Source organism: Streptomyces sp. H39-C1 (assembly GCF_027158125.1).
Classification (GTDB): Bacteria; Actinomycetota; Actinomycetes; order Streptomycetales; family Streptomycetaceae; genus Actinacidiphila; species Actinacidiphila fildesensis.
Window position 1 is genome coordinate 57,155 of record NZ_JAPVLS010000018.1, and the last position, 14,311, is coordinate 71,465.

A 14,311-nucleotide genomic window follows, 5' to 3' on the forward strand; every position below is an offset into this window, starting at 1 on the left:
GGGTCGTCGGTGCGGGGCTCGTGGGTGCGGGGCTCGTCGGGTCGTAGCGGCGTCAGGCAGTCGGTGCGGGGATCGTGTCCGTGCGGCGGCATGCCCTCAGCGGGTGCGGTTCAGGGTCTGGAGGGCCGCTCGCAGCAGTGCGGACACATTGGGCGCTCCGCCCCCGGCCAGCTCCGCCTCTGCCTGCGGCGCGACCGCTGAGACCGCTTCGTCGGCCTCGCGGGTGGCGTAGCCGAGCCCGATGAGCGCCGCGTGCAGCTGGTCGCGCCAGGAAGCGCTGACGGGGCTGCCGATCCCGCGGTTCGCCCCGGGGCCGACGGGCTCGCCGAGCCGGTCCTTCAGTTCCAGCAGGAGCCGCTGGGCGCCCTTCTTGCCCACGCCGGGGACGGCGGTGAGCGCTTTCTCGTCCCCGGTGGCCACCGCGATCCGCAGGGCGTCCGGGGAGTGCACGGCGAGCATTGTCTGCGCGAGGCGCGGGCCGACGCCGCTGACGGTCTGCAGCAGCTCGAAGACCAGCCGCTCGTCGTCGTCCGCGAAGCCGTACAGGGTGAGCGAGTCCTCGCGGACGATCAACGACGTCGAGAGTCTGGCCGGCTGCCCGGTCCTGAGGGTGGCGAGGGTGCCCGGGGTGCACAGGACGGACATGCCGATGCCGCCCACCTCGATGACCGCGGCGTCCGGGGCGAGTGCGGCGACCGGGCCGCTGACGAAGGCGATCATGCTCGGGGCTCCTGGATTCGTGCCGGCCGGTGGGCGGCGATGGCCTGTTGGAGACGGTTGGTGGCGGTACCGCGCCAGAGGTGGCAGATGGCCAGCGCCAGCGCGTCCGCGGCGTCGGCCGGCTTGGGCGGGGCGTCCAGGCGCAGCAGCCGCGTCACCATGGCGCCGACCTGGGCCTTGTCCGCCCGTCCGCTGCCGGTGACGGCGGCCTTGACCTCGCTGGGGGTGTGCAGATGGACGGGGAGTCCGCGCCGGCTGGCGCAGAGCATCGCGACGGCGCTGGCCTGGGCGGTGCCCATGACCGTGCTGACGTTGTGCTGGCTGAACACCCGCTCCACGGCGACGACTTCCGGCCGGTACTCGTCCAACCACGCCTCGATGCCGCGCTCGATGAGGACGAGTCGGTGCCCGATATCCGCGTCGGCCGGGGTGCGCACCACGCCTACGCCCAGCATCGTCAACGGGCGCCCGGGGACGCCGTCCACGACTCCGATGCCGAGCCTGGTCAGTCCCGGGTCCACGCCGAGTACCCGCACCCCGTCACCCCTCAAGCCCTGTCGGTCAACTGTTCCTGCAGGTTAGCCGTTCCCACCGACAACGCCGCCAACGCCGACGGGCCGGCGGGATGTGTCCCGCCGGCCCGTGGTGCTGACAACGCGGAATCAGGCGTCGACCTGCTCCATGACCTCGTCGCTCACGTCGAAGTTGGCGAAGACGTTCTGCACGTCGTCGCTGTCCTCCAGCGCGTCGATCAGCTTGAAGATCTTGCGGGCGCCGTCCTCGTCGAGCTCCACCTGCATGGTGGGGACGAAGTTGGCGTCGGCCGAGTCGTAGTCGATGCCCGCGTCCTGGAGCGCGGTACGGACCGCGACCATGTCGGTGGCCTCGCTGATGACCTCGAAGGACTCGCCGAGGTCGTTGACCTCTTCGGCCCCGGCGTCCAGCACGGCGCCCAGCACGTCGTCCTCGGAGAGTTCACCCTTGGGGACGATGACGACGCCCTTGCGGTTGAACAGGTACGAGACCGAGCCCGGGTCCGCCATGGCGCCGCCGTTGCGGGTCATCGCGACCCGGACGTCGGAGGCCGCGCGGTTGCGGTTGTCGGTGAGGCACTCGATGAGCACCGCGACACCGTTCGGCCCGTAGCCCTCGTACATGATCGTCTGGTAGTCGGCGCCGCCGGCTTCCAGACCGGCACCGCGCTTGACCGCGCTGTCGATGTTCTTGTTCGGGACCGAGCTCTTCTTCGCCTTCTGGATGGCGTCGTAAAGGGTCGGGTTACCGGAGACGTCACCGCCACCCATGCGCGCCGCCACCTCGATGTTCTTGATCATCTTGGCGAACAGCTTGCCGCGCTTGGCGTCAACCACGGCCTTCTTGTGCTTGGTGGTAGCCCATTTAGAGTGGCCGGACATCGCCAGCTCCTTACAACGTCGCCAGTAGAAATGAACAGAAGAGATCCTACCGGGGTCGGGCTAGCCCGCGATGCGCACCATGTCGACGAAGAGCTCGTGAACCCGGTGGTCGCCGGTCAGCTCGGGGTGGAACGAGGTGGCCAGCAGGTTTCCGGAGCGTACGGCGACCACGGTGCCGTCCTCGAGCCGGGCCAGTACCTCGGTCCGCTCGCCGGTCGACTCGACCCACGGGGCGCGGATGAAGACGCCCTCGACCGGGCCGCCGCCGATACCGGTGATCTCCACGGCCGCTTCGAAGGACTCGTTCTGCCGCCCGAAGGCGTTGCGGCGCACGATCATGTCGATGCCGCCGATGGTCTCCTGGTCGTCCCGGCCGTCCAGGATCTTGTCGGCGAGCATGATCATGCCCGCGCAGGATCCGTAGGCCGGCATGCCGGCCGCGACCCGCTCGCGCAGCGGCTCCAGCATGCCGAAGATGACCGCCAGCTTGGACATCGTGGTGGACTCGCCGCCGGGGATGACCAGGCCGTCGATCCCGGCGAGCTCGGCCGGCCGGCGCACAGGCACGGCCTGTGCGCCGGCGGCGGTGAGCGCCGCGAGGTGTTCGCGTACATCGCCCTGCAGGGCCAGTACGCCGATGGTGGGTATGGCGCTCACGGTCCGGTTACCAGCCGCGGTTGGCGTAGCGCTCGGACTCGGGGAGGGTGTCGCAGTTGATGCCGACCATGGCCTCGCCCAGACCGCGCGAGACATCCGCGATGACCTTGGGGTCGTCGTAGAAGGTGGTGGCCTTCACGATGGCGGCGGCGCGCTGCGCCGGGTCGCCGGACTTGAAGATGCCGGAGCCGACGAAGACACCCTCGGCGCCGAGCTGCATCATCAGGGCGGCGTCCGCCGGGGTGGCCACACCGCCGGCGCTGAAGAGCACGACGGGCAGCTTGCCGAGGCCCGCGACCTCCTTGACCAGCTCGTACGGGGCCTGGAGGTTCTTGGCGGCGACGAACAGCTCGGTCTCGTCCAGGGTGCCGAGGCGGCGGATGTCGGTGCGGATCTGGCGCATGTGGCGCACGGCCTCGACGACATTGCCGGTGCCGGCCTCACCCTTGGAGCGGATCATGGCCGCGCCCTCGGCGATCCGGCGCAGGGCCTCGCCCAGGTTGGTCGCGCCGCAGACGAAGGGGGTGGTGAAGGCCCACTTGTCGCTGTGGTTGACCTCGTCGGCCGGGGTCAGGACTTCGGACTCGTCGATGTAGTCGACACCGAGCGCCTGCAGGACCTGGGCCTCGACGAAGTGGCCGATACGGGACTTCGCCATGACGGGGATGGACACCGCGTTGATGATGCCGTCGATCATGTCCGGGTCGGACATACGGGCCACGCCGCCGTCCTTGCGGATGTCGGCGGGCACCCGCTCCAGGGCCATGACCGCGACGGCGCCGGCGTCCTCGGCGATCTTCGCCTGCTCGGCGTTGACGACGTCCATGATCACGCCGCCCTTGAGCTGCTCGGCCATACCGCGCTTGACGCGCGCGGTGCCGGTCTCGGGGTTCTGGGCGGTGGCGGGGGTGGTGGACACGGTATGACCTCACTCGATGACGAATGGTGCGTTGTACCCATCCTGAACCGGTCCACCTGGCCGGAAAAGGGCCAATCCGGGGTCAGTGGCCTGCCGCGCCGTCCGCTGTGAACGCCATCGGTGGCTCGTCGTCCATCTCGAAGGCCAGCGGGAAGGGCGCGTGGCCGGCCAGCCGGAACCAGCGCACGACCCGGTGCCTGCGCACCGCCCGCGCCGCCCGGACCGCGTCGTTGTGGAAGCGGCGGGCCATCGGCACCCGGCGTACGGCCTGGGTCAGTTCGCCGACGGTCTCCTCGCCGCCGGGCGCGGCCAGCACCGCCTCGACGGCGTCCGGTTCGGCGAAGACCGCGCGCAGCGCCTGGCTCAGCTCGCTCTCGGCCACCTCTCGGTGCTCGTCCTCGGCCTGCCGGGCGGCGTGCGCGGACTGGTAGAGGACGATGGACGCCGCCGGGTCCAGCACCCCGGACGTCGCGAGCTCCTGGGCCACCGAGGCGCGGCGCAGCAGCTGCGCGTCCAGGGCGGCACGGGCGGCGTCGATACGGGCGTGCAGCCGGTCAAGGCGGCCCGCGGTCCAGCTCAGGTACAGGCCGATGGCAACGACAGCCACCGCGACCCAGATGAAGGTGGTCACGGGCGGCAAGGCTACCGTCGCGCCGGGTACTTCAGTCCCGGGCGAGCCCCAGGCGGGCTCGCAGGCCGACGCGTTCGTCGGTGGCGACGGCGGTGGCGCCTTCCGTCACCGTCTCGTAGACGGACAGGATGTCGGCGCCGACCGTGCTCCAGTCGAAGCGGCGGACGTGCCTGCTGCCCAGTTCCCGCAGCTCCGCGAGGCGCTCGGGGTCACCGAGCAGCCGCACCGCGGCGGCCGCGAGCGCGTCGGCGTCCTCGACGGGGAACAGTTCGCCCGCCGCACCGCCGTCCAGGACCTGGCGGAAGGCGTCCAGATCGCTGGCGAGCACCGGGGCGCCGGCCGACATCGCCTCGACGAGGATGATGCCGAAGCTCTCGCCGCCGGTGTTGGGGGCCACGTACAGGTCGACGCTGCGCAGCAGCCGGGCCTTGTCCCGGTCGCTGACCATGCCGAGGAACTCCACCTGGCCGCGCAGGTGTTCCGGCAGGGCCTCGACGGCTTCCTTCTCGTCACCCTTTCCGGCGACCAGCAGCCGGGTGTCCGGGCGTTCGGCGATGATCTTCGGCAGGGCCCGCATCAGGGCGGGCAGGCCCTTGCGCGGCTCGTCGATCCTGCCGATGAACCCGATCGTCCCGCCCGGCCGCGGCACGCCGTCCAGGGCCGTGCTGCGCGCCCCTTCCGACTGCCACTTCGGCTCGGCCTCGGCGGTGGCGAAGAAGTCGACGTCCACGCCGTTGGGGATGACCACCGCGTCGCCGCCGAGGTGCTCCACCAGGGTGCGCCGGGCGTACTCGCTCACCGCGATGCGCGCGCGGATCTTCTCCAGCGCGGGCTGCAGGATCGGATAGGCGGCGATCATGGCCCGCGAGCGCGGGTTGGAGGTGTGGAAGGTCGCGACGATCGGCCCCTGGGCCGCCCAGCAGGCCAGCAGGCCGAGGGACGGCGAGGTCGGTTCGTGGATGTGGATGACGTCGAAGCCGCCGTCGTGCAGCCAGCGGCGCACCCGCGCGGCGGACAGGAAGCCGAAGTTGAGCCGGGCCACCGAGCCGTTGTACGGCACGGGGACGGCGCGGCCCGCGGAGACCACGTACGGCGGGAGCGGCGTCTCGTCGTCGGCGGGCGCGAGCACGGAGACCTCGTGGCCGAGCTTGATCAGGTGCTCCGCGAGGTCGCGGATGTGGAACTGGACGCCGCCGGGGACGTCCCAGGAGTACGGGCAGACGATCCCGATCCTCAAAGTTTCTCCGTTCCGGAACTGTTCGGACGCGCTTCGAGATCGGCGAGCCACAGCCGTTGGAGCATGTGCCAGTCCTGGGGGTGCTCGGCGATCCCGGAGGCGTAGGCGTCGGCGAGGTCCTGGGTCATGACCGCGGCCTTCTCGGCCCGTTCCCCGAGCTCGGGGACCTCGACCGGCGGGTGGATCCGGCCCCGCATGATCGTCGAGTCGTCGTACCAGAGGGTGACCGGCAGCAGCAGCGCGCCGGTCTGCTGCGCGAGCATCGCGGGGCCGGCGGGCATCCGGGTGGCCTCGCCGAAGAACTTCACCTCGATGCCCGAGGCGGACAGGTCGCGGTCGGCGACGAGGCAGACCAGGCCGCCCGCGCGCAGCCGGCGGGCGAGGGTGCCGAAGGCGGAGCCGCCGGTGTGCGGCAGTACCTCCATGCCGAGTCCCTCGCGGTAGGCCACGAACCGGTCGTACAGCGTCTCGGGCTTGAGACGTTCCGCGACGGTGGTGAACGGGACGCCGATCTTGGTGGTCACCCAGGCGCCGGCCAGGTCGTAGTTGCCCATGTGCGGCAGCGCCAGGATGACGCCCTTCCCGGCGGCCAGGCCGTCCTTCAGGATGTGCGCGTCCTGGATGTCGACGCCGGTGCGGAAGCGGTCCCGGTCCCAGGAGGGCATCCGGAAGGACTCCATCCAGTACCGCAGGTAGGAGCGCATTCCGGCCCGGGACAGCTCGCGCAGCCGGGCCTCGTCCGCGTCCGGCACGACACGGGCGAGGTTGGACTCCAGCCGGAGCACTCCCTTGCCGCGCCGCCGCCAGACCAGGTCGGCGATCTGCCGGCCGAGGGCGTTCGCCACCGGTTCCGGCAGCTTCTTCACCGCACTCCAGCCCAGGCCGTAGAGGCCGTCGATCAACCGGTCCTTCACGCGGCGCCGCCCCCGTTCGCACCGGCGACGGCGTCGGCCGCGTCGGCCTCCGCCGCCTCTCGGCGCACGGTGACGACCCGCTGGATCAGGGTCACCAGGCTGCCCGCGGCGACGACCCACAGCGCGATCGGCAGAAGCCACTCGATATAGGGAACGCCGAACTTGTGCAGCCCGGCGAGACCGCACAGGACGAGGGTGATGACGAGCCGCTCGGCACGCTCCACCAGCCCGTTGACGTTCACCGGCAGGCCGATGGCCTCACCGCGGGCCTTGGTGTAGGACACCACCTGGCCGCTGGCGAGGCAGAAGATCGTCACCGCGCAGAGCACGAGGTCGTCACCGCCCCCGGCGTACCAGAGCGCGAGCCCGCCGAAGACCGCCGAGTCGGCGACCCGGTCGAGGGTGGAGTCGAGGAAGGCGCCCCATCGGCTGGACACCCCGGACTGCCGCGCCATGTTCCCGTCGACCAGGTCCGAGAAGACGAACAGGGTGATGACGACGGTGCCCCAGAAGAACTCGCCCATGGGGTAGAAGACCAGCGCACCCGCCATCACTCCCCCGGTGCCGATGAGGGTCACCGCGTCGGGGGTGACCCCGATGCGCAGCAGGAACGAGGCGAACGGCGTGAGAACACGCGTGAAGAATGCACGCGCGTACTTGTTCAGCATGGCCTTCCCGGATGGATCGGTGGATGTCGGCTGGCCCGGTCGGCCACTGGACGGCCCATCGTAGCCAGCCCTCGTCGTCCGTATGCGGGAGGCACCCGCCGGTACCCTGGGGACGTACGACGTATGGACGCACCGTGACCGCCGTGGGAAGGTCGGATAACCGCGGGCGTCGCCGGAAACCCTCCCTTTGTACCCCGTCCCGGGGCACCTCCGGTGCGGTCTCCCGTGACGTTGCGCGTTTGTGCCCCTGCAGAGGGCGCGGTCCCCCATGCAGTGACGGACATGGAGGCGAGACCCGTGGGTGGAGCAGCCGACAGGAGAGACGTACATCCAGGAGCCGCCGGAAGGGCACCGGCGGCCGGCCGGCCCGAGAAGGTGCGCAATGTGGTGCTGGTCGGCCACAGCGGAGCGGGCAAGACCACACTCGTCGAGGCCCTGGCGCTGGCAACCGGCGCGGTGAACCGGGCAGGGCGGGTGGAGGACGGCGGATCGATCTCCGATCATGACGAGATCGAGCAGCGGCAGCAGCGGTCGGTGCAGCTGTCACTTGTGCCGGTCCTCTGGGGCGATATCAAGATAAATCTGCTGGACACTCCCGGATACGCCGACTTCGTCGGGGAGTTGAGGGCCGGTCTGCGAGCAGCGGACGCGGCCCTCTTCGTCGTTTCGGCGGCGCAGGACGCCTCGGGCGTGGGCGGCGCGACCCGGTTGGTGTGGGACGAGTGCGCGGCGGTCGGGATGCCGCGGGCCGTGGTGGTGACGCATCTGGAGGCGGCCCGGTCCGACTTCGACGAGATGACGGCGCTGTGCGCCCGGGTCCTCGGCGACGACTCCCCCGAGTCGGTGCTGCCGCTGTACCTGCCGCTGCACGGCGAGCAGGGCCCGGACGGGCACGCCCCGGTCACCGGGCTGATCGGGCTGCTGTCGCAGCGGGTCTTCGACTACTCGACGGGCGAGCGGACCGAGCGGGCCCCCGAGCCCGGGGAGGTGCCGCTGATCGAGGAGGCCCGCAACCGGCTCATCGAGGGGATCATCGCCGAGAGCGAGGACGAGACCCTGATGGACCGCTACCTCAGCGGCGAGGAACTGGACCTCAAGACCCTCACCGAGGACCTGGAACGGGCGGTCGCCCGCGGCACGTTCCACCCGGTGCTCGCCGCCGCCCCCGCGGCCGACGGCGCCCGGCAGGGGCTCGGCACCCTGGAGCTGCTGGAACTGATCACCGGCGGCTTCCCGACCCCGCTGGAGCGCGAGGCGCCACCGGTGAGCGCCCTGCAGGGTGGCCCGTGCCCGCCGCTGACCTGCGATCCCGACGGGCCGCTCGCCGCCGAGGTGGTGAAGACCTCCTCCGACCCGTACGTCGGGCGGATCAGCCTGGTGCGGGTCTTCTCCGGGACGCTGCGGCCGGACGAGACGGTCCATGTCTCGGGGCACGGCATGGAGGACCGCGGGCACGCGGACCATGACGTGGACGAGCGGGTGGGCGCGCTGTCCTCGCCCTTCGGCAAGCAGCAGCGCGGGGTGGCGAGCTGTGTCGCGGGCGATCTGGCCTGCGTCGCCAAACTGACCCGCGCCGAGACCGGCGACACCCTCTCGGCCAAGGACCGGCCGCTGCTCATGGAGCCGTGGGTGATGCCCGACCCGCTGCTCCCGGTGGCCATCCAGGCGCACAGCAAGGCCGACGAGGACAAGCTCTCGCAGGGTCTGGCGCGGCTCGTCGCCGAGGATCCCACGATGCGTCTCGAGCAGAACCCGGACACCCGGCAGGTGGTCCTGTGGTGCCTGGGCGAGGCGCATGCCGATGTCGCGCTGGAACGGCTGCGCAGCCGCTACGGGGTCCAGGTGGACGCCGTGCAGCACCGGGTGTCGCTGCGCGAGACGTTCGGTGAGCAGGCCACCGCGCGCGGCCGGCACGTCAAACAGTCCGGCGGGCACGGCCAGTTCGCGATCTGCGAGATCCAGGTCGATCCGCTGCCGGCCGGCTCCGGCATCGAGTTCGTCGACAAGGTGATCGGCGGCGCGGTACCGCGGCAGTTCATCCCGTCGGTGGAGAAGGGCGTCCGCGCGCAGGCCGCCCGGGGTGTGGCCCTCGGCCACCCGGTGGTGGACATCCGGGTCACCCTCACCGACGGCAAGGCGCACTCGGTGGACTCCTCCGACGCCGCGTTCCAGACCGCCGGGGCGCTCGCCATGCGGGAGGCGGCCGCCGGGGCCAGGATCGACCTGCTGGAACCGGTCGTCGAGGTCGGGGTGCTGGTCTCCGACGACTACGTCGGTTCGGTGATGAGCGATCTTTCCGGACGGCGCGGCCGGGTCCTGGGCAACGAACCGGCCGGTCCTGGCCGCACCCTGGTGCGGGCCGAGGTGCCGGAGATCGAGATCGGCCGGTACGCCGTCGACCTGCGGTCCCTGTCGCACGGCACCGGCCGCTTCAGCCGCGCGTACGCCCGCCACGAGCCGATGCCCCCGCCGCTCGCGGCCAAGCTCAGGGAACAGGCGGATTCCGCCAAGTAACGCCGCAGGAAGGCCGGTCGGCGGTCCGTGTGCACCCCGCGCGGACCGCCGCGCCGATACTGTGGGCATTGCTCCAGAAGTGTGACGGCCCCGCTCGCGGGGAATGGGCCGGTGGAGCCGTTGTGCCCGCGGGGTCGTGTGGGGGAATGAGGGGGCGGTAGTGGCAGACGGCAAGGGGTTCGACTTCAGCCCCGGGGCGCAGGTCCCGCTGATCGGTACGGAGGGCGGCACCGCCGCAACCCAGGCCCTGTCGTCCGCGGCCTATCGGGACTCCCCGGTCGAGGACCTCAGGAAGGCCAACGAGGACGCGGTCTTCACCCCTCCCCGGCTCTCGCTCTTCGAGCCCAACCTCGGTGAGGCGTTCGCCCGTTCCGTCCAGGTGCGGATGCTCGGCGCGGCGCGCGGCGAACTCGTGCAGTCCTTCGGTGCCGAACCGCAGTCCGTCGTCGAGCACTGTCTCGCCGCGAACCGGATCCGGCAGGAGCGCGACAACCGGCTGACGATCGTGATGGCCGTCTTCGGGCTGCTGTTCCTGCCCGGGGTGCTGATCTGGCTCGGCGCGTTCCAGCTGCGCAGGTCGCTGGCGAAGGCGCAGGACTCGAAGGCGGGCCCGCTGGGCGCGGTGATCCTGCTGATCGTCGTCGCGTTCGCCGCCCTGCTCATCATCAAGCCGCCGCTGACCGGGTTCTGGCGCCAGTACCTGCGCGTCATGATGCTCGTACCGGTGCTGGGCTGGTTCTGGGCCAAGCGCATCTGCGAGCAGACCGCGAAGGACCTGCGCGAGCGCTGGGCCGGCCTGGTCTCCGGCACCGGCGTCGGCGCCAAGATCCCCGAGGCCGTACCGCGCAACCCGAACCAGACCAGGGCGGAGACGCTGCGGCAGAGCCTGGCGAAGCTCTCCGCCGAGCAGAACAGCAACGTGGTCTTCTATGCGGGCCCCAAGGGAATACTGGGCATGGGCACCCGCTGGGGCAGCTGGCAGATGGCCGAGGAGCTGGTGCCACGCGACGGCCTCGCCGAGATCCACCCCTTCCGCAGCTGGGACGTCATCCGCGCCATCCACGACAAACTGCGGATGCTGGAGCGCGGCCCGCTGCACACCGGAGGCTTCCCCAAGGCGTCGATACGGCACTGGGTCGTCGCCCCGACCGGGGAGAACGCCAAGGCCATCTCCCGGCCCACCGGCGCCGAGGTCGAGGCGTTCACCGTCAAGGACTTCGAGATCCAGCGGATCTGCAACAACCAGCAGTTCGGCAAGGGCAACCGGCACTACCTCGGCATCCAGTTCGTCCTGTGGGACGGCCAGTTGGTGATAACGCTGATGGTCACGGTGACCGTGCTGGCGCAGACCCTGCGGGTCGAGGTGACGGGCCACGCGCTGGGCCCCGTGCACCCGATCTTCACCGCACCGCCGGCGCCCAACTCCAAGACCGTCTCGCACCCGGTCAAGTTCTGGGAGACCCACACGGTGCAGCTACCGCTGATCCACCCCGGCGAGGTGGTCCGGCTGGCGGCCCGCGCGCCGCTCACCCGGTTCCCCAGCGTGCTGGACCACCTCGGCGGCACGCTCGCACTGCCCGAGCCGTTCGGCCTCCGGCACACCTGGGCGGACAAGCCGTGGAAGCACCGCTTCATGGCCGACGACGCGCTGCGCGCCGCGACCCCGGTGCTGCGCGCGGTGCACGCCGCGGCGATCCACGTCATGAAGGAGAACGGCGTCGACACCTCGCACTTCACCAACCGCTCGCTGATGCTGAGCGGCCTGGTCCAGGGCGCGGAACCCCGCAAGGCGGACGCGTACGACGCGTAAAGCCTGTCCGGCGGATCATGGGCACACCGGACGGAAGGGGGCCGGGGCCGCAGGGGTGGGTTTCGAAATGCTGCCGAGCTATTTGTGGGCCGCCAGGCCCGTAAATAGTCGATTTCGGACCCCTGCCCCGGAGGTCCCGGCCCCCGACCCACGACGCACCCGGCAGGGACTAGTGCGGCCAGACGTCCGCGAGCATCTTGCGGGTGTCTGCCAGCAGTTGCGGCAGGACCCGGGTGTGCCCGATGACCGGCATGAAGTTGGTGTCGCCGCCCCAGCGCGGCACCACGTGCTGGTGCAGATGCGCGGCGATCCCCGCGCCCGCCGCCCCGCCCTGGTTCATGCCGATGTTGAAGCCGTGCGCCCCGGACGCGGTGCGCAGCGCCGTCATCGCGCGCTTGGTCAGCCCGGCCAGCTCGGCGGTCTCCGCCAGATCCAGCTCGGTGTAGTCCGCGACGTGCCGGTAGGGGACCACCATCAGGTGGCCGCCGTTGTACGGGTAGAGGTTGAGCACCGCGTAGACGTGCTCGCCCCGCGCGACGATCAGGCCGTCCTCATCGGATTTGGACGGGATCGAGCAGAACGGACATCCGTCGCCGGCCTCCGGGCCGGTCGGCTTGTTCTCACCCTGGATGTACGCCATACGGTGCGGGGTCCACAGGCGCTGGAACGCGTCCTGCGTACCCACTCCGATCTGCTGCTCCGGCTCACTCGTCATGCCGATCAGCATAGGACTTCCGGGTCCCGCCACGTGGCGCAGGGGCGGTTCCCACGGCAACGCGCAGGCCCCTGGGGTGCGAGTCGCTCGCGCCCCAGGGGCCTGCGGTCGTACGCCGTGTGTCAGACCTGGACGCGGTCCTCGACGGCCTTGGCGATCTCGGCGACGGCCTCGTCGACCGGCACGCCGTTCTTCTGGGTGCCGTCGCGGTAGCGGAAGGAGACCGCGCCGGCCTCCATGTCCTCGTCACCCGCGATGATCATGAAGGGCACCTTGGCCTTCTGGGCGTTGCGGATCTTCTTCTGCATGCGGTCCGAGGAGGCGTCCACGTCGACCCGCAGCCCGAGGGCCTTCGCCTTGGCGGCGAACTCCTGCAGGTACGGGACGTGCGCGTCACCGATCGGGATGCAGGTCGCCTGCACCGGCGCCAGCCAGGCCGGGAAGGCACCCGCGTAGTGCTCAAGGAGCACCGCGAAGAACCGCTCGATCGAGCCGAAGAGCGCACGGTGGATCATCACCGGACGCTGCTTGGAACCGTCGCCGGAGGTGTACTCCAGGTTGAAGCGCTCCGGCAGGTTGAAGTCGACCTGGATGGTCGACATCTGCCAGGTCCGGCCGATGGCGTCGCGCGCCTGGACGGAGATCTTCGGGCCGTAGAAGGCGGCGCCGCCCGGGTCCATGACCAGTTCGAGGCCCTGCTTCTCCGCGGCCTTGCGCAGCGTCTCGGTGGCCTCGTCCCAGTTCTCGTCCGACCCGATGAACTTCTCCGGGTCCTTGGTCGAGAGCTCGAGGTAGAAGTCCTCCAGGCCGTAGTCGCGCAGCAGGTTCAGCACGAAGGTGAGGGTCGAGTCGAGCTCGTCCGCCATCTGCTCCTTGGTGCAGTAGATGTGCGCGTCGTCCTGGGTGAAGCCGCGGGCGCGGGTGAGGCCGTGCACGACACCGGACTTCTCGTACCGGTACACGGTGCCGAACTCGAAGAGCCGCAGGGGCAGTTCACGGTAGGACCGGCCCCGGGCGTCGAAGATCAGGTTGTGCATCGGGCAGTTCATGGGCTTGAGGTAGTAGTCGGTGCCCTCGTCGAGCTGCATGGGCGGGTACATGCCGTCGGCGTACCAGTCCAGGTGCCCGCTCTTCTCGAAGAGCGCGCCCTTGGTGGCGTGCGGGGTGTAGACGAACTCGTACCCCTCCTGCTCGTGCCGCTTGCGCGAGTAGTCCTCCATGACCCGGCGGATGACGCCGCCGCGCGGGTGGAAGACGGCCAGGCCGGACCCGATCTCCTCGGGGATCGAGAAGAGGTCCAGCTCGGAGCCGAGCTTGCGGTGGTCGCGCTTCTCGGCCTCGGCGAGGAACTCCAGATACGCCTTCAGCTCGTCCTTCGACGGCCACGCGGTGCCGTAGATGCGCTGCAGCTGCTTGTTCTTCTCGCTGCCGCGCCAGTACGCGGCGGCGCTGCGCATCAGCTTGAAGGCGGGGATGAGCCGGGTGCTGGGCAGGTGCGGGCCCCGGCAGAGGTCCTTCCAGCACAGCTCGCCGGTGCGGCTGTCGATGTTGTCGTAGATGGTCAGCTCGCCCGCGCCGACCTCGACGTTCGCGCCGTCGTCGGAGGAGGCGGAGCCCTTGAGGCCGATCAGCTCCAGCTTGTACGGCTCGGCCGCCAGTTCCTCGCGGGCGTCGTCGTCGCTCACCACGCGGCGAGAGAAGCGCTGGCCACGCTTCTGGATCTCCTGCATCTTCTTCTCGATGCTCTTGAGGTCCTCCGGGGTGAAGGGGGTCTCGACGTCGAAGTCGTAGTAGAAGCCGTCCTTGATGGGCGGGCCGATACCGAGCTTCGCCGACGGGAACAGCTCCTGCACGGCCTGGGCCATGACATGCGCGGCGGAGTGCCGCAGGATGTTCAGCCCGTCCTCGCTGGTCAGGGGGACGGCTTCGACCTCGTCGCCGTCGGCGACCGGGTACGCCAGGTCCTTCAGCGCGCCGGCGACGCGCGCGGCGACGATGCTGCGGTCGCCGTCGAAGAGCTCTCCGGCGGTCGTCCCGGTCGTGACCACCCGCTCTTCCCGCTCAACGGAATCGCGAATGATGATCACACGGACGTCTGACACCGGTTCTCT

Annotated in this window: 13 protein-coding genes; 2 read left to right on the plus strand and 11 right to left on the minus strand. The window is 70.6% G+C overall.

From position 1 onward, the window contains the following. Positions 1-96: 96 nt before the first annotated feature. The 9 genes from ruvA to pgsA form a co-directional block, all read right to left on the minus strand. Entirely contained in the window at positions 97-720 is a 624-nt protein-coding gene (gene ruvA, locus O3W51_RS14660; RefSeq protein WP_138352638.1) for a Holliday junction branch migration protein RuvA, read from the minus strand. Further along, positions 717-1,256: a crossover junction endodeoxyribonuclease RuvC gene (gene ruvC, locus O3W51_RS14665; protein ID WP_138352639.1), complete on the minus strand. Its 540-nt coding sequence runs from the start codon at positions 1,254-1,256 to the stop codon at positions 717-719. Before ruvC ends, ruvA begins: the two co-directional genes overlap by 4 nt. 126 nt (positions 1,257-1,382) lie before the next feature. Then, the gene (locus O3W51_RS14670; RefSeq protein WP_138352640.1) at positions 1,383-2,135 is read right to left on the minus strand and encodes a YebC/PmpR family DNA-binding transcriptional regulator; all 753 of its coding nucleotides are present in this window, start codon (positions 2,133-2,135) and stop codon (positions 1,383-1,385) included. A gap of 60 nt (positions 2,136-2,195) precedes the next feature. Further along, positions 2,196-2,792, minus strand: coding sequence for a pyridoxal 5'-phosphate synthase glutaminase subunit PdxT (pdxT, locus tag O3W51_RS14675; RefSeq protein ID WP_269286091.1), 597 nt, complete (start codon positions 2,790-2,792; stop codon positions 2,196-2,198). 7 nt (positions 2,793-2,799) lie between these two features. After that, on the minus strand, positions 2,800-3,711 hold the full coding sequence (pdxS, locus tag O3W51_RS14680) for a pyridoxal 5'-phosphate synthase lyase subunit PdxS (RefSeq protein WP_138352642.1): 912 nt from the start codon (positions 3,709-3,711) through the stop codon (positions 2,800-2,802). A gap of 82 nt (positions 3,712-3,793) precedes the next feature. Beyond that, positions 3,794-4,351, minus strand: a complete 558-nt coding sequence (locus tag O3W51_RS14685; RefSeq protein ID WP_138352643.1) for a LemA family protein — start codon at positions 4,349-4,351, stop codon at positions 3,794-3,796. A 22-nt stretch (positions 4,352-4,373) separates the two neighbouring features. After that, positions 4,374-5,579 (minus strand): glycosyltransferase family 4 protein, encoded by a 1,206-nt coding sequence (locus tag O3W51_RS14690; RefSeq protein WP_138352644.1) that lies wholly within the window; start codon positions 5,577-5,579, stop codon positions 4,374-4,376. After that, positions 5,576-6,493 carry a phosphatidylinositol mannoside acyltransferase gene (locus tag O3W51_RS14695; RefSeq protein ID WP_138352645.1) on the minus strand — a complete coding sequence of 306 codons (918 nt, stop codon included), beginning with the start codon at positions 6,491-6,493 and terminating at the stop codon, positions 5,576-5,578. The genes O3W51_RS14690 and O3W51_RS14695 overlap by 4 nt, the downstream gene beginning before the upstream one ends. Next, positions 6,490-7,161, minus strand: a complete 672-nt coding sequence (gene pgsA, locus O3W51_RS14700; RefSeq protein WP_138352646.1) for a phosphatidylinositol phosphate synthase — start codon at positions 7,159-7,161, stop codon at positions 6,490-6,492. Before pgsA ends, O3W51_RS14695 begins: the two co-directional genes overlap by 4 nt. Positions 7,162-7,443: 282 nt before the next feature. Here pgsA and O3W51_RS14705 point away from each other — a divergent pair, with 282 nt between their 5' ends. Next, positions 7,444-9,675, plus strand: coding sequence for an elongation factor G-like protein EF-G2 (locus tag O3W51_RS14705; protein WP_138352647.1), 2,232 nt, complete (start codon positions 7,444-7,446; stop codon positions 9,673-9,675). Between the two features lie 160 nt (positions 9,676-9,835). Further along, complete coding sequence (locus O3W51_RS14710) at positions 9,836-11,485, plus strand: hypothetical protein (RefSeq protein ID WP_138352648.1); 1,650 nt, start codon at positions 9,836-9,838, stop codon at positions 11,483-11,485. Between the two features lie 169 nt (positions 11,486-11,654). Here O3W51_RS14710 and O3W51_RS14715 read toward each other — a convergent pair whose 3' ends face one another. Both O3W51_RS14715 and thrS read right to left on the minus strand, forming a co-directional pair. Further along, positions 11,655-12,212 carry an HIT family protein gene (locus O3W51_RS14715; protein ID WP_138352649.1) on the minus strand — a complete coding sequence of 186 codons (558 nt, stop codon included), beginning with the start codon at positions 12,210-12,212 and terminating at the stop codon, positions 11,655-11,657. A gap of 110 nt (positions 12,213-12,322) precedes the next feature. Beyond that, a complete protein-coding gene (gene thrS, locus O3W51_RS14720) occupies positions 12,323-14,302 on the minus strand; it encodes a threonine--tRNA ligase (protein WP_138352650.1) in 1,980 nt (659 codons plus the stop codon). Positions 14,303-14,311: the final 9 nt, after the last annotated feature.